Annotated in this window: 13 protein-coding genes and 1 tRNA gene; 1 reads left to right on the forward strand and 13 read right to left on the reverse strand. The window is 64.3% G+C overall.

The window, feature by feature from the left end:
- Nucleotides 1–106: 106 nt before the first annotated feature.
- From prpF to XalbCFBP2523_RS08745, 6 genes are all read right to left on the reverse strand, one after another.
- Nucleotides 107–1300 (reverse strand): 2-methylaconitate cis-trans isomerase PrpF, encoded by a 1194-nt coding sequence (gene prpF, locus XalbCFBP2523_RS08720; RefSeq protein ID WP_045765310.1) that lies wholly within the window; start codon nt 1298–1300, stop codon nt 107–109.
- A gap of 121 nt (nt 1301–1421) precedes the next feature.
- Nucleotides 1422–4034 (reverse strand): Fe/S-dependent 2-methylisocitrate dehydratase AcnD, encoded by a 2613-nt coding sequence (gene acnD, locus XalbCFBP2523_RS08725; protein ID WP_045765309.1) that lies wholly within the window; start codon nt 4032–4034, stop codon nt 1422–1424.
- 155 nt (nt 4035–4189) lie between these two features.
- Complete coding sequence (prpC, locus tag XalbCFBP2523_RS08730) at nt 4190–5353, reverse strand: bifunctional 2-methylcitrate synthase/citrate synthase (protein WP_012915168.1); 1164 nt, start codon at nt 5351–5353, stop codon at nt 4190–4192.
- 43 nt (nt 5354–5396) lie between these two features.
- Nucleotides 5397–6002 carry a DUF1003 domain-containing protein gene (locus XalbCFBP2523_RS08735; protein WP_012915167.1) on the reverse strand — a complete coding sequence of 202 codons (606 nt, stop codon included), beginning with the start codon at nt 6000–6002 and terminating at the stop codon, nt 5397–5399.
- Nucleotides 6003–6039: 37 nt separating this feature from the next.
- A complete protein-coding gene (gene prpB, locus XalbCFBP2523_RS08740) occupies nt 6040–6927 on the reverse strand; it encodes a methylisocitrate lyase (protein ID WP_012915166.1) in 888 nt (295 codons plus the stop codon).
- A 469-nt stretch (nt 6928–7396) separates the two neighbouring features.
- A complete protein-coding gene (locus XalbCFBP2523_RS08745) occupies nt 7397–7855 on the reverse strand; it encodes a hypothetical protein (RefSeq protein WP_052687915.1) in 459 nt (152 codons plus the stop codon).
- Nucleotides 7856–8115: 260 nt separating this feature from the next.
- On the opposite strand from XalbCFBP2523_RS08745, the gene XalbCFBP2523_RS08750 reads away from it, so the two are divergent.
- Entirely contained in the window at nt 8116–8592 is a 477-nt protein-coding gene (locus XalbCFBP2523_RS08750; RefSeq protein WP_045765308.1) for a hypothetical protein, read from the forward strand.
- Between the two features lie 59 nt (nt 8593–8651).
- On the opposite strand, the gene XalbCFBP2523_RS08755 is transcribed toward XalbCFBP2523_RS08750, so the two are convergent.
- The 7 genes from XalbCFBP2523_RS08755 to fabF form a co-directional block, all read right to left on the reverse strand.
- A tRNA-Val gene (locus XalbCFBP2523_RS08755) sits at nt 8652–8726 on the reverse strand.
- A gap of 75 nt (nt 8727–8801) precedes the next feature.
- Nucleotides 8802–9155: a PilZ domain-containing protein gene (locus XalbCFBP2523_RS08760; RefSeq protein ID WP_012915162.1), complete on the reverse strand. Its 354-nt coding sequence runs from the start codon at nt 9153–9155 to the stop codon at nt 8802–8804.
- Entirely contained in the window at nt 9152–10114 is a 963-nt protein-coding gene (locus XalbCFBP2523_RS08765) for a DNA polymerase III subunit delta' (protein WP_045765307.1), read from the reverse strand. Before XalbCFBP2523_RS08765 ends, XalbCFBP2523_RS08760 begins: the two co-directional genes overlap by 4 nt.
- Nucleotides 10111–10791, reverse strand: coding sequence for a dTMP kinase (gene tmk, locus XalbCFBP2523_RS08770; protein ID WP_045765306.1), 681 nt, complete (start codon nt 10789–10791; stop codon nt 10111–10113). The genes XalbCFBP2523_RS08765 and tmk overlap by 4 nt, the downstream gene beginning before the upstream one ends.
- Nucleotides 10788–11867: an endolytic transglycosylase MltG gene (gene mltG, locus XalbCFBP2523_RS08775; RefSeq protein ID WP_045765305.1), complete on the reverse strand. Its 1080-nt coding sequence runs from the start codon at nt 11865–11867 to the stop codon at nt 10788–10790. The genes tmk and mltG overlap by 4 nt, the downstream gene beginning before the upstream one ends.
- Nucleotides 11868–11925: 58 nt before the next feature.
- On the reverse strand, nt 11926–13275 hold the full coding sequence (locus XalbCFBP2523_RS08780) for an aminodeoxychorismate synthase component I (RefSeq protein ID WP_045765304.1): 1350 nt from the start codon (nt 13273–13275) through the stop codon (nt 11926–11928).
- A 170-nt stretch (nt 13276–13445) separates the two neighbouring features.
- Nucleotides 13446–14681 carry a beta-ketoacyl-ACP synthase II gene (gene fabF, locus XalbCFBP2523_RS08785; RefSeq protein WP_012915157.1) on the reverse strand — a complete coding sequence of 412 codons (1236 nt, stop codon included), beginning with the start codon at nt 14679–14681 and terminating at the stop codon, nt 13446–13448.
- Nucleotides 14682–14763: the final 82 nt, after the last annotated feature.

Genomic DNA, 14763 nt, shown 5'->3' on the forward strand with positions numbered 1-14763 from the left:
GCGGACACCGACAGTGCGCAGTAACCGCCGTGTGCAAGTGGCACATGCGAATTCCGAGCACTGCCACGCCCGTCCGGCGGCGACGCCGTCGTTTTGTTAGCGACTCTTAGCCCAGTGCGACATCCGGCACCCGCACCCAGCCCTCCATCAGCACCCGCGCGCTGCGGCTCATGAGTGCCTTGGTGACCGTCCACTGGCCATCCACCTGGCGCGCCTCGGCACCGACCCGCAAGGTGCCCGAGGGATGACCGAAACGCACCGCGTTGCGCGCGCCACCACCCGCGGCATGGTTCACCAGCGTGCCCGGGATCGCCGCAGCGGTGCCGATTGCCACCGCCGCGGTGCCCATCATCGCGTGGTGCAATTTACCCATCGACAGCGCACGGACCAGCAGATCGATGTCGGCGGCGGCAACCTGTTTGCCACTGGAAGCCACGTAGTCGGCTGGCGGCGCGACGAAGGCGAGCTTGGGCGTGTGCTGGCGCGTGGCCGCCTGCTCCAACGTGGCGATCAGGCCCATGCGCAACGCGCCGTATGCGCGGATGGTCTCCAATCGGGACAGCGCCTGCGCATCGTCGTTGATCGCGTTCTGCAATTCGGTACCGCGATAACCGAGTTCCTGCGCGTCGAGGAAGATGGTCGGAATGCCGGCGTTGATCAACGTCGCCGTCAACGTCCCCACACCCGGCACTTCCAGCGTCTCGATCAGATGGCCGGTGGGAAACATCGCGCCATCGGCACCGTCTTCGTCGGCGGCCGGATCGAGGAATTCGAGCGCAATCTCCGCTGCGGGGAAGGTCACGCCGTCCAGTTCGAAATCACCGGTTTCCTGGACGTCACCGCCCGCCATCGGCACGTGCGCCAGAATGGTCTTGCCGATGTTGGCCTGCCAGATCCGCACCGTGGCGATGCCATCGCGCGGAACCCGTGCCGGATCGAGCATGCCAGCGGCAATCGCGAATGGCCCCACCGCCGCCGAGAGATTGCCGCAGTTGCCGCTCCAGTCCACGAACGGGCGGTCGATCGCCACCTGACCGAACAGGTAATCCACGTCGTGATCCGCACGCGTACTCGGCGCCAGGATCACGGTCTTGCTGGTGCTGGAGGTGGCCCCACCCATCCCATCGATCTGCTTGGCATACGGATCGGGACTGCCGATCACGCGCAACAGCAGTGCGTCGCGCGCTGGGCCCGGCACCTGTGCCGCCACGGGCAAATCCTGGAGCCGGAAGAACACCCCCTTGGAGGTGCCACCGCGCAAATAGGTGGCGGGAATACGCAGTTGCGCAACGTGAGCCATGGCAGTTCCAGTCGGAGAGACGAATCGATTGATTAGAAGACCACACGCAACGCGAGCGCGGCTGACTGCACCGGCCTGCACAGGCCGCCACCGCGTTCGACGGCGCGCGCGCACTGCGCCATCAGGCCGCCGCCGCGTCGAGAAAATCCTGGGCGAAGCGTTGCAACACGCCACCGGCCTCGTAGATGGACACGTCCTCGTCGCTGTCCAGACGGCACAGGACCGGCACCTCCACCGGATCGCCATACTTCCGCTCGATACGCAGCAACAGGGTCGCGCCGGGGCGGCGTTCGCCGAGCACCGCAAAGATCTCGCTGCCGTCGATGCCCAAGGTCTTGCGCGTGGTGCCCGGCAGAAACTGCAACGGCAACACGCCCATGCCGATCAGGTTGGTGCGGTGGATACGCTCGAACCCCTCGGCGACGATGGCCTCCACACCCGCAAGACGCACGCCCTTGGCCGCCCAGTCGCGCGAGGATCCCTGGCCATAATCGGCACCGGCGATGACGATCAACGGCTGCTTGCGCGCCATATAAGTCTCGATCGCCTCCCACATGCGCAGCACCTGCCCCTCCGGTTCCAAGCGGGTCAGCGCGCCTTGCCGGACCTGACCATCGACCACCGCCATCTCGTTGCGCAGCGTCGGGTTGGCGAAGGTGGCGCGCTGCGCGGTGAGGTGGTCGCCGCGATGCGTGGCGTAAGAATTGAAGTCTTCCTCCGGCACGCCCATGCGCGCGAGATATTCGCCAGCGGCGCTGTCGGCAAGGATCGCGTTCGACGGCGATAGATGATCGGTGGTGATGTTGTCGCCGAGCACTGCCAGCGCGCGCATACCGCGCAACGTGCGCTCCCCGGCCAGCGCACCTTCCCAATATGGCGGGCGGCGGATGTAGGTGCTTTGGGGGCGCCACGCGTACAGCGGGCTGACCGGTGCGGCGTGTTCCACACGCACGTTGAACATCGGCGCGTATACGCGGCGGAACTGCTCCGGCGTCACCGCCGCGCGCACCACCGCGTCGATCTCCGCATCGCTGGGCCAGATGTCCTGCAAGCGCACCGGGCGGCCGTCGGCATCCACCCCCAACACGTCTTTTTCGATGTCGAAGCGCACCGTGCCGGCAATGGCATAGGCGATCACCAGCGGCGGCGAGGCCAGGAACGCCTGTTTGGCGTAAGGGTGGATGCGGCCATCGAAGTTGCGGTTGCCCGACAGCACCGCGGTGACGTACAGATCGCGGTCGATGATTTCCTGCTGGATGTGCGGATCCAACGCGCCACTCATGCCGTTGCAGGTGGTGCAGGCGAAACCGACGATGCCGAAGCCGAGCGCCTCCAACTCCGCCAGCAGGCCGGCTTCTTGCAAATACAGCTGCACGGCCTTGGAACCGGGCGCCAGCGAGGTCTTCACCCATGGTTTGCGGGTCAGCCCACGCGCGTTGGCATTGCGCGCCAGCAGCGCGGCGGCGATGACATTGCGCGGGTTGGAGGTGTTGGTGCAACTGGTGATGGCGGCGATGATCACGGCGCCATCGGGCATCCGCCCCTGCGCCTGCTCCGCCTTGCCAGCCTCCAACTTGGCGGCGTCGGCGATACCGCGCGCGGCCAGTTGCGTGGTCGCTACCCGCGTGTGCGGGTTGCTCGGGCCGGCCATGTTGCGCACCACGCTGGCAAGATCGAAGCGCAGCACGCGCTCATACTGCGCCGTGGTCAGCGCCTCGGCCCACAACCCCGTGGTGCGCGCGTAGGTTTCCACCAACGCGAGCTGCGCTTGTTCGCGTCCGGTCAGGCGCAGATAGTCGATGGTCTGCGCATCGATATAGAACATCGCCGCGGTGGCCCCGTATTCCGGGCACATGTTGGAGATGGTAGCGCGGTCGCCGATGGTCAGCGCTGCGGCGCCGGGGCCGAAGAATTCCAGATAGGCGCCGACCACGCGTTGTGCGCGCAGGAACTCGGTCAGCGCCAGCACCACGTCGGTGGCGGTGATGCCCGGCTGTGGTTTTCCGCGCAGTTCGACCCCGACGATCTCCGGCAACCGCATCCACGACGCGCGCCCGAGCATCACGCTCTCGGCCTCCAGCCCGCCGACGCCAATCGCAATGACACCCAGCGCATCCACGTGCGGGGTATGGCTGTCGGTGCCCACGCAGGTATCCGGAAACGCGATCCCGTCCTGCACGTAAACCACCGACGACATTTTCTCCAGGTTGATCTGGTGCATGATGCCGTTGCCCGGCGGAATCACGTCCACATTGCGGAAGGCGTGTTTGCTCCAGTCGATGAAATGGAAACGGTCGGCGTTGCGACGATCCTCGATGGCACGATTCTTCGCGAACGCCTGCGGATCGGCGCCGCCGCATTCCACCGCCAGGGAATGATCGACGATCAGTTGCACCGGCACCACCGGATTGACCTGGGCCGGATCGCCCCCCTTGTCGGCAATGGCATCGCGCAGCCCGGCCAGATCCACCAACGCGGTCTGGCCAAGAATGTCGTGGCACACCACCCGCGCCGGAAACCACGGGAAATCCAGGTCGCGGCGACGCTCGATCAGTTGCAGCAAGGCATCGCGCAGCAGCACCGGATCGCAGCGGCGCACCAGGTTCTCGGCGAAAACCCGCGCGACATACGGCAAGGCGGCATAGGCACCGGGGTGGATCGCATCGACTGCGGCGCGCGCGTCGAAATACTCCAGCGACGTGCCCGGCAGGGGAAGGCGGTAGTGGCTGTTCATGTCTGGCTGGCTTGGCCTGGCTGAGAGAAACAAAGGCGGATCGGGCCGTGCAACCCGGAAAGGCGCGGCGCGACATCTGCGCGCGCTTGCCTCGTCTCCATGCTCAAGCGCAACACAAGCAAACGACGACGCGCAGCGAGTGCCGAATCCCCGCGTCAGCGCTGATCGATGGGCACGAACGCCCGATCTTCCGGTCCGATGTAATCCGCGCTGGGACGAATGATCTTGCCGTCGATGCGCTGCTCGATGATGTGCGCGCTCCAGCCAGCGGTGCGGGCGATGACGAACAGCGGCGTGAACATCGCCGGCGGCACCCCCATCATGTGGTAGCTGACCGCGCTGAACCAGTCCAGGTTAGGGAACATTTTCTTGACGTCCCACATCACGCCTTCCAGGCGCTCGGCGATGTGGTACATCTTGCGATTGCCCTGCACTTCGGACAGTTCGCGCGCCACGTCCTTGATGATCTGGTTGCGCGGATCCGACACCGTGTATACCGGATGACCAAAGCCCATGATCACCTCCTTACGTTCCACGCGCGCCCGAATGTCTGCCTCCGCCTCGTCCGGGCTGTCGTAACGTTTTTGCACCTCGAACGAGACCTCGTTGGCGCCACCGTGTTTCGGGCCGCGCAGCGCGCCAATGCCACCGGCGATGGCGCTGTACATATCGCTACCGGTGCTGGCGATGACCCGGCAGGCGAACGTGGAAGCGTTGAACTCGTGCTCGGCGTACAGAATCAAGCTGGTGTGCATCGCCTGCACCCATTCCTCGTGCGGCTTGGAGCCGTGCAACAAGCGCAGGAAATGCCCACCGATCGAATCCTCCTCGGTCTCCACCTCGATGCGTCGCCCGTTGTGACTGTAGTGATACCAGTACAACAGCATCGAGTTGAGGCTGGCCAGCAGCTTGTCGGCGATATCGCGCGCACCTGGAGGCTGATGGCCTTCCTTCTCCGGCTGCACGCAACCCAACACCGACACGCCGGTACGCATCACGTCCATCGGATGCGCCGACGGCGGCAGTTGCTCCAGCGCGGCCTTGACCGCAGCCGGGATCCCGCGCAACGCACGCAGCTTGGCCTTGTACACAAGCAATTCGGAGTTGCTTGGCAGCTTACCGTGTACCAGCAGGTAAGCGATTTCTTCGAACTGGCTGTTGCGCGCCAGATCCACGATATCGTAGCCACGGTAGTGTAAATCGTTGCCGCTGCGGCCCACCGTGGACAGCGCGGTGTTGCCGGCGGGGGTGCCGGACAGCGCCACCGACTTTTTCGGTTTGAAGGCGGAGGCGGTCTGCGAAGCGGTGCTGTCGTTCATAGCGAAATCTCCAGGGTGCTGCGTTCGGATGGACGCAAGTGAATCAGAGTGCCTGCGACGCTGACGGCCAGGGGCTGGCACGCTCGATCAGTTGCTGCAGCATGGCGATCTGACGGTTCTGCAGATCCACCAGCGTCGCCCAGTCCTGCTCGCGCAACTGATTGAGTTTTTCGTGTACCTGCAGGATTTCCAGTTCGGATTTGATGTTTACTTCGTAGTCGTTCTGCGCGCGCAGCCGATCCACGGCAGCCTGACGGTTCTGGCTCATCATGATCACCGGCGCCTGGATCGCGGCCAGGCACGACAGGCATAGATTGAGCAGGATGTAGGGATACGGATCGAAGGCGTGCGCCAGCACCAAGCTGTTGAGCGCGATCCAGCCCAGCAGCACCACACAAAAGCTGATGATGAAGCTCCAACTGCCGCCGATCTCGGCGACCCGGTCGGCGATACGCTCGCCCAGCGAGCGGTCATGCTCGGCCTGCGTGGCGATGTCTCGAGCCACACGACGCTTGGCGATGAAGCGCTCCACCACTTCGCGCTCGGCCGCAGGCAGCTTTTCCAACTCGGTCTGGAGCAATTGCCGCGCAGTCTGGCGGCGATCGATGCGGCCACGCAGCGGTGAGGGTGGATCGGCGTGTGCGCTCATGGACATGCTCAGGCTGGGAATGGGAAGCCGCCGCCAATCATGCACCTTTACCGGCGAAAAACGCATCCAGACGCTGTTCGAAGGCGTGATAGCCGATGCGCTCGTACAGCTCCTCGCGGGTCTGCATGCTGCCCAGCACCGCCTGCTGATGGCCGTCGCGACGGATCGCCGCGTACACCGCCTCGGCGGCCTTGTTGGCGGCGCGGAACGCCGACAGCGGGAACAACTGGATCGCCACCCCGGCCCCGGCCAATTCATCCCGGCTGAATAGCGGGGTCTTACCGAACTCGGTGATGTTGGCCAGCACCGGCACCTGCACCGCGTCGACAAAACGACGGTAGGTGTCCAGATCGTAGGCGGCCTCGGCGAAGATGCCGTCGGCACCCGCCTCCACGCAGGCGATGGCGCGCGCGATCGCCGCGTCCACACCCTCGGCCTGGATGGCGTCGGTGCGCGCGATCAGGAAGAAATCGGCATCGGTCTTGGCATCGGCCGCGGCCTTGACCCGATCCACCATCTCCGCCTGACTGACGATTTCCTTGCCCGGCCGGTGACCACAACGCTTGGCCCCGACCTGATCCTCGATATGGCAGGCGGCCGCCCCCGCCTTGATCAGCGCCTTGATCGTGCGCTCAATGTTGAACGCACTGGGGCCGAAACCGGTATCGATGTCCACCAGCAGCGGCAGCGCGCATACATCGGTGATGCGGCGCACGTCGATCAGCACATCCTCGAGCGTATTGATGCCCAGGTCCGGCAGGCCCAGCGAACCGGCGGCGACGCCGCCACCGGAGAGATAGATCGCCTTGTAGCCGGCGCGTTGCGCCAGTAGCGCATGGTTGGCGTTGATCGCGCCGATCACCTGCAGCGGCGCTTCGGCGGCGAGCGCGGCGCGGAAACGGGCACCGGGAGAAACGAGGGACATGATCGACTCCTGACGTAGAGGCGCGGCCCCGCAGAGCGTTCCGCGCTGCTCACCAATTTGGCACCATCTTCGGCGCCAATCAATGTCCTGTGCTTTCAAACCCGGCGTGCCGCACAACACTCAACACCTCCCGGGGCTGCGTTTGCTGAACGCGCAACCGTTGCTGCTACGCATGGAACGCAACGTTCTCGAGCGCCTGGGCATAATCGAATGCTGCCCAGCAGCATCGACTGCGATACATCCGGGCAGGGTTGAGTGAGATCGAGGACCGCAACACACGTCGCGAAAATCCAATTGCAATCGAGAACCAGCGTGCCGCTCACGATGTTGCAAAGAATACTATTCTGGTAGCACGCGACGGCAGCATGAGCGAGCAACTCCGGCGATGCACCTTTCAGTTGAGCGTCATCCAGGAGCGATGGAGCGCGTTTGGTGGATCGTGGCGCTGGATGAAATGCAGCACTGGGAATCAAACGCCACCCGATCCCGAGTCACATGCTTTCGTGTTGTATCTATAGCTGTTTAACACCCAACCACCGCCAGACGCGTTGGAAGCCCACGCATATGACCACATTTGGCTAACGCCCGCAGAGCACGACGAAACCGAGAATGCGTCTCCCGGATGCCCACTGTCAGCAAGAAGGACAGGCGATGCATCGCCTTGGGACTGGACAGCATATCTATCAATAGCCGTCTCGCGGCTATAGGTCACCGTGACATCGCCGACCCGTTCGAATTCGCCGATCAGATGCCCTTTCACCCGCTCAGCGTGCTGCTGCAACCACGCCATGACCGCGTGCTCTTCCGCAGAATTTGCAGAATAGGTTGATTTAGTCACCATCAACTGAGATGTCGTGACCGCGCTCACCACAAACGGGACAGCGATCAACTGGGCAGCGAACAGGACTCGCAAAAGAAATTTTCTCATATTCGTTAGCCCTGCTTTGTGTATGAACGGCATGCGCACGTTTTAAGCTACGCCTTCACGCTCGTACGTCACAAGGATCGGCGCGACAGATGTCTACAAATCACCTCATTTATTCCACCACTACCCGGCGTCTGAATCGCCCAGTATTTCCTAAACATCTCATGACCATAGAAAATGGCAAGCTCGGAGGTGTCCGTAAAAACGGGGGTGGACCCATCAGTATCTACGGAACCGTGTACGATTCATAGGCAGGCAGAAATATGGGCTACGATTTCAACGAATTCATCGAAACGCAGCGTGAAATTAACCGCGATGCTTTCGAATTTGCTCACAGGTACGTGCAAGGGCTTGTCGTCGTCGGCTATGCCGCGATGTTCTTCCTGTGGAACAAGACCGAAGGCCGAATGCCGCCTGTTCTATGGTCGGGCATCGGTCTACTGCTGTGCATTTCAGTTGAAACCTATCTGGCATGGGAAGTGTTCGCCTTCCTATTTAGGCAGCGGTTACTTATGCGCCAAGCGTCAGCAGTCGGAAAGCCTGGCGAAGAAATCGACGCCGAGGCATTCCACGCTGTCATGCAACGAAATCTGGATGACCTGCGAAACCTGCTGCCACGGCTGCGCGCGGCATGGTATCCAGCAATGTTCGGGATTGTCGTGCCAATCGCCTTGGCCTGGGCTGTTGTGCTGGCGGCCTTTGCAATTGATTTCATCCGCATCATTTACCAGACCGCCTAACTGTTGGCATGCGGTGCTGACGCAAAAAGCCGGCACTGGGCCGGCTATTTTGTAGATAGTGGTGGGCGGTACAGGGTTCGAACCTGTGACCCTTGCCGTGTGAAGGCAATGCTCTACCGCTGAGCTAACCGCCCGTGTCGCGAGCCGAGCATTATAGAGCGGCAGCGGCCGACGTCAACGGCGTCGGCACCGCTCTGGCCGCAGAGCCATTACATGGTCATCGTAGGCTTGTCGGCGTTGAGGGTGCCGGCCAGTTGGGTCTCGATCTTGGTCCGGATGGTTTCGCCGTCGCTGTTTTCCGGCAGTTGCACGCCGATCCCCGCAGCCCGGTTGCCCTGCGCGCCGACCGGGGTCACCCAGACGACCTTGCCGGCCACCGGCAAGCGCTCGCTGGAATCGGGCAAGGTCAGCAACAGGAACACTTCATCGCCAAGCAGGTAGCGCTTGGGCGTGGGCACGAAGATGCCACCGTTCTTCACGAACGGCATGTAGGCGTTGTACAGCGCCGCTTTGTCTTTCACCGCCAAGGACAGGATGCCCTGGCGCCCACTCGTCGCACTCATCGTCGCGCCTCTCTCCCGGCTGGGCGATCGCCCTCGCGCCAGGTCAGTAACAGTTCCGCAATCGCCAGGTCGGCGCGCACGGTGGTACGTAGCAGGTCGCGGGTGCGGTTGGCTGCGTCGAACCAGGCGGCCAGCTTGTGCAATCGCGCCGGGTCGGTCAAGCCGGCCTGCGAAGACTGCATCAACGCTAGATCAGCGGCATGGCTCAAACGCTGCTCGGCGAGGTCGTCCCCACTCCAGCGCTGTGCGGCGTCCAGGGCGCCGAGATTGCCAGCCGCGATCTGCTCCAGATCCGCAGCCACCTGCCGACGCAGTGTCAGCCCATCCTCGCGCAACCAGTGCGCAGCCAGACCGGGATGACCGCGCGCTGCCTCCAGCGCCTGGCGCGCGGTTTTTTCGGGAAAATCCTGTGCCAGCAGCCAGGCGATCGCTTCCTCGGCAGGCGGCAGCTTGAATTCCAGGCGCTGGCAGCGGCTGCGGACGGTCGCCGGCAAACGCGCCGGCTGCGCACTGATCAGCCACAGGTAACGACCGGGCTGCGGTTCTTCCAAGGTTTTGAGCAGGGCATTGCAAGCGGCGCGGTTGATCGCATCGGCCGGGTCCACCACCACCACCTGGGCGATGCCGTACTGCGGAGTCAGTGCCAGTTTCTGCGAGATTTCGCGTACCTGCTCGATGACGATCTCGGTGCGTAATTTGTCGCCGGTCCGGTTGGGAACGAACGAGATCAGATGCAGGTCGGGATGGGTACCGGCAGCGATCAGTTGCGCGCTACGCTGGTTAGCGGCCGGCTCGCCCTGGCCGAGTACGTGCGCCGCCAGTTTCAGCGCCACCGCGCGCTTGCCAAGGCCTTCCGGCCCACAGATCAACAGGCCATGACCGAGCCTGCCGGCGTCGAGCGCGGCCACGGTCTGGTCGTAGGCACGCTGCTGCCACGGCGCGAACGGCAACTCGCTCATGGCGCCGGCCCCTGTTGTCCCTGTACCCACGCAGCCAGGGCAGCGGCAACGGCCTGCGCCACCGCCTGCGGTGGCTGGCTGGCGTCAATGACACGGAAGCGCTGCGGGTCCTGGGTGGCACGCTGGCGGAAGCCGGCACGCACGCGCTGGAAGAAATCGTCCTGCTCGCTTTCGATCCGGTCCGGCCACAGATCGCGGCCACTGGTCCGGGCGCGGCCGATCTGCACGTCCAGGTCCAGCAGCAGGGTCAGGCCCGGCTGTAGCCCGACCGCACGCCGCTCCAAGTCGGCGATCCAGGCGCGGTCCAGGCCGCGGCCCTCGCCCTGGTAGGCGTAGCTGGAATCGGTGAAACGGTCGCTGACCACGTAAGCCCCACGTTGCAGCGCCGGGCGGATCACCTCGCGCACATGCTGGGCGCGTGCGGCGAACACCAACAGCAGTTCCGTCTCGGCAGACAACCGCTCGACTGCCGTTTCCGGTGACGACGGCGCCATGTCCAGCAACAGCCCGCGGATGCGTTCGGCCAGCGGTGTCCCACCTGGTTCGCGGGTCAGCACCACCTCGTGGCCCTGCGCCTGCAGCCAGTCGCGGATCGCATTGATCGCGGTGGTCTTGCCGGCACCCTCGCCGCCTTCCAGGCTGACGAAGCGATGGTGACGCAGCACAGCCTCGCTCATGGATTCTCCTCCGCGTCGCTACGCGTCTGGCGCAAGCGCTGCAGGTAACGCGCCACCGCCGCGTTGTGTTCGGCATAACTGGAAGAAAATGCATGCGCACCGCTGCCATCGCCGATCGCCACGAAATACAAGCTGTCGCCCGGCGCAGGATGCGTCGCGGCGCGCAGCGCCTCGCGCCCTGGCATGGCAATCGGGGTCGGCGGCAAGCCGGTGCGGGTGTAGGTGTTGTAGGGCGTATCGGTTTCCAGATCGCGCTTGCGGATGTTGCCGGCGTAGGCGCTACCGATGCCGTAGATCACGCTCGGATCGGTCTGCAGTTTCATCCCCAGTTGCAGGCGCCGCACGAACACGCCGGCGATCTGCGGGCGTTCGGCGGCCAGAGCGGTTTCCTTCTCCACGATCGAGGCCAGGATCAGCGCCTGTTCCGGCGATGACAGTAGCAGGCCAGCGGCACGGCTGTCCCATGCGTCGGCCAGCGCCTTGTCCATCGCCTTATGCGCGCGCCGCAGCAGATCCAGATCGCTGTCGCCGCGCTGGTAGAGATAGGTCTCGGGCAGAAAACGGCCTTCCGCAGCTTGACCAGGCTGGGCGAGTTTGGCCATCAGGTCGTTGTCGCCGAGATCGGCGGTGATATGACGCAGTGGCGTGGCCGCATTCAGCGCCGCGCGCAGTTGGCGCAGGCTCCAGCCTTCGACGATGGTGAAGCGATATTGGATCACCTGCCCCTTGCGCATCCGCAGCAGCAAGGCGCGCGGGCTAAGTGGCGGCTGTAGCGCGTATTCGCCGAACCTGAGCTTGCCGGGGACACCAAGTTCGCGCGCCAACACCTGCCATTGCAAGTCGCTGCCCTGGTTGACGCCAGCATCGCGCAACCTGCGCAGCACGCTATTGAACGAAGCACCACGCGCCACCTCCACGCTTGGCTGAGCCGCCTGCAGCGGGCGGTCGGTGAAAGCGCGATAGCTCTGCCACCACCATGCACCGGCCGCTGCGAGCAGCAGCGCAAGCGCCAGCACCGCCGCCACCAGCATCAGACCCCCGCGTTTAGCCCTGGCCACGACCACCTCGAAGCGCATTCAACGACATGCAGGATACCGCGTGGCCGCCATCACCCGGTATCGCCGGGAGCGACACTCAGGGTTCCAGCGCGCGCAGCAGGCCGCGCGCCTTGGCCAGGGTCTCGTCGAGTTCGCGCTCGGGCTGGGAATCGAACACGATGCCGGCACCGGTGCGGAACTGCACCTGCGCAGCCTCCACCTCGGCGGTGCGGATGAGGATGTTCAGGTCCATGTCGCCGTCGCAGTTCAGCCAACCGAACGCGCCGGTGTAGGCGCCGCGTGGGGTTTGCTCCAGTTCGGCGATGATCTGCATGCAACGCACCTTGGGACAGCCGGTGATGGTGCCGCCCGGAAACGTGGCGCGGATCACCTCGCCTGGGCTGACCCCATCGCGCAGGCGGCCGCGCACGTTGCTGACGATGTGATGCACATGGGCATAGCTCTCCACCGTCATCAGTTCGTCCACTTCGACACTGTCAGGCGCGCAAATCCGGCCCAAGTCGTTGCGTTCCAGATCGATCAGCATCACGTGCTCGGCACGTTCCTTGGGATGGCCGACCAGTTCGCGGATGCGCGCGGCAGCGTCGTCGCCCGGCGCGCGCGCGCGGGTACCCGCAATCGGCCGAGTCTCGACCACGTCGCCGCGCACCGACACTAAACGCTCCGGCGAGGAACTCACCACGGCACGACCATGACCGACGAACAGGCCAGCAAACGGCGCCGGGTTGGCACGGCGCAACTGCGCGTACAGCGCCGCCGGCGCCACCGCCGCAGCGAAGCGCGCCGTCCAGCGCCGCGACAGGTTGACCTGAAATACGTCACCGGCCCCCAGGTAATCGAGAATACGGCGCACCCCCTCGATAAAGCGTTGCGGCGGGTCTTCCTCGATCGCCAGCGGCGCGGTCCAGACAGGCGCCGGGGCCGCACCGGGCAAGGCACCTAGATCGGCAAGGACGGTCTCCAACAGCGCCGCATGCGCGGACTCGGCCACCGCCACGCAATCGCCGCTAACATGGTCGCGCAGCAAGGCGGCGGGGCAACGCAAGGCCAGCGCCGCGGGCGTCGCCGCCGCGGACTGCGGCAACGGTAGTATCGGTTCAACCTGCGCGGCCAGTTCGTAATCCAGCAGCAACGCCCAACCACCGCGGAACGGCCAGCGCGGCTCGTCGCGCGCGCTGCGCGCGGCGTGCCAGCGCGCATCCAGCACACTCAGGAAATCGCCCTCGACGGCCGCCCCCTGCAGTTCGCGGGTGACACCATCGCGATCCAGGCGCAGCCCCTGGCCGTCGGCGACCAACAGCAAATCCCAGCGCCCTTGCGCGGTGCCCGATGCCGCCGACTCCAGCAACACCGGATAGCGCTGCGGCGCCAGACGATGCAAGGCCAGCAGATCAATCTCGGCCGGCAGGGGAACGGTAAGCAGCATCGAAGATCCGCTGGAAGAATGAAAACGCAAAGCGGCGCGGGGCCATCAATCGGCCGATGCCCATGCAGTTGGTCGCGACGTCCAATCCGCGTCGGCATCGCGGCATGCACCTGTCTGTGCGCACGACCAGGCACGATGCACCGGCCATTCCAAATGCCGCGTCCCGGTCGTCAGATCCGCTTGAACACCAAAGTCCCGTTGGTCCCGCCGAAGCCGAACCCATTGGACATCGCCACGTCGATCTTCTTCTCGCGCGCCACGTTCGGCACGTAGTCCAGATCGCAACCCTCGCCCGGTTCGTCCAGGTTGATGGTCGGCGGGATGATGCCCGTGTGGAGTGCCATCACCGAGAAGATCGCCTCGGCACCACCAGCCGCGCCGAGCAGATGCCCAATCATCGACTTGGTGGAACTAATCATGAGCTTGTAGGCATGATCGCCGAGCGCGCGCTTCATCGCGATGGTCTCGGCCAGATCGCCCGCAGGCGTAGAGGTGCCGTGCGCATTGAGATAATCGATCTGGTCTGGATTGAGCCCGGCATCGCGCATCGCCGCGCGCATGCTGCGCGCAGCGCCTTCACCGTCTTCGCTCGGCGAGGTCATGTGGAAAGCATCGGAGCTGGCGCCGAAGCCAGCCAATTCGGCATAGATGCGCGCGCCACGCGCCTTGGCATGCTCGTACTCTTCCAGCACCAGCACGCCGGCGCCATCCCCCATCACGAAACCGTCGCGGTCCTTATCCCATGGCCGCGAGGCCGCAGCGGGATCATCGTTGCGGGTGGACATCGCCCGCATCGAGGAAAAGCCGGCGATCGCAGTCGGCGAGGATCCCCGCTCGGCACCGCCAGCCAGCATCACGTCGGCATCGCCGTACTGAATCATGCGCATCGCGGTGCCAATGGAATGATTGGAGGTGGCGCAGGCGGAAACCGCCGAGAAGGTCGGCCCCTTCAGTCCCTTCATAATGCTTACCTGGCCCGGCAGCATGTTGATGATGGTACTGGGCACATAGAAAGGCGAGACCTTGCGCGGGCCACCCTCCTGCAACTTGAGGGTCTGCTCTTCGATGCCGAGCACGCCGCCGATGCCCGAACCGAGGATGGCGCCGATGCGTTCGGCATTGGCATCGGTGATCTCAAGGCCGGCATCGTCCAGTGCCATGAACGAGGCGGCGACGCCGTAGTGGATGAACGAATCCATCTTTCTGACGTCTTTGGCAGACAGGAACTTGGTCGGATCGAAATCCTTGATTTCACCGACGATGCGGGTGGCGAACTGAGATGCATCGATAAGGGTAATCGGACCGATGCCCGAACGCCCATTGACGATCCCGTCCCAGCTGCTGGCCAGATCATTGCCCAACGGCGACACCAGACCCATGCCGGTTACCACGACGCGACGGCTCATTGCGTAATCTCCTCACCGCGATATATGCGGCCTCTTGACACTGTAAAAACACAGGGCCGCATACGCGGCCCCATGGAATTGT

The organism is Xanthomonas albilineans, assembly GCF_002939705.1.
GTDB classification, from domain to species: Bacteria; Pseudomonadota; Gammaproteobacteria; order Xanthomonadales; family Xanthomonadaceae; genus Xanthomonas_A; species Xanthomonas_A albilineans.

Bases quoted from the DNA above. Each gene is read 5' to 3' on its own strand.
- tmk (WP_045765306.1), bottom strand. From the start codon at position 10,791: ATGAGCGAGGCTGTGCTGCGTCACCATCGCTTCGTCAGCCTGGAAGGC.
- prpF (WP_045765310.1), bottom strand. From the start codon at position 1,300: ATGGCTCACGTTGCGCAACTGCGTATTCCCGCCACCTATTTGCGCGGT.
- mltG (WP_045765305.1), bottom strand. From the start codon at position 11,867: ATGCGCTTCGAGGTGGTCGTGGCCAGGGCTAAACGCGGGGGTCTGATG.
- prpB (WP_012915166.1), bottom strand. From the start codon at position 6,927: ATGTCCCTCGTTTCTCCCGGTGCCCGTTTCCGCGCCGCGCTCGCCGCC.
- prpC (WP_012915168.1), bottom strand. From the start codon at position 5,353: ATGAACGACAGCACCGCTTCGCAGACCGCCTCCGCCTTCAAACCGAAA.
- acnD (WP_045765309.1), bottom strand. From the start codon at position 4,034: ATGAACAGCCACTACCGCCTTCCCCTGCCGGGCACGTCGCTGGAGTAT.
- XalbCFBP2523_RS08735 (WP_012915167.1), bottom strand. From the start codon at position 6,002: ATGAGCGCACACGCCGATCCACCCTCACCGCTGCGTGGCCGCATCGAT.
- fabF (WP_012915157.1), bottom strand. From the start codon at position 14,681: ATGAGCCGTCGCGTCGTGGTAACCGGCATGGGTCTGGTGTCGCCGTTG.
- XalbCFBP2523_RS08760 (WP_012915162.1), bottom strand. From the start codon at position 9,155: ATGAGTGCGACGAGTGGGCGCCAGGGCATCCTGTCCTTGGCGGTGAAA.
- XalbCFBP2523_RS08780 (WP_045765304.1), bottom strand. From the start codon at position 13,275: ATGCTGCTTACCGTTCCCCTGCCGGCCGAGATTGATCTGCTGGCCTTG.
- XalbCFBP2523_RS08750 (WP_045765308.1), top strand. From the start codon at position 8,116: ATGGGCTACGATTTCAACGAATTCATCGAAACGCAGCGTGAAATTAAC.
- XalbCFBP2523_RS08745 (WP_052687915.1), bottom strand. From the start codon at position 7,855: ATGAGAAAATTTCTTTTGCGAGTCCTGTTCGCTGCCCAGTTGATCGCT.
- XalbCFBP2523_RS08765 (WP_045765307.1), bottom strand. From the start codon at position 10,114: ATGAGCGAGTTGCCGTTCGCGCCGTGGCAGCAGCGTGCCTACGACCAG.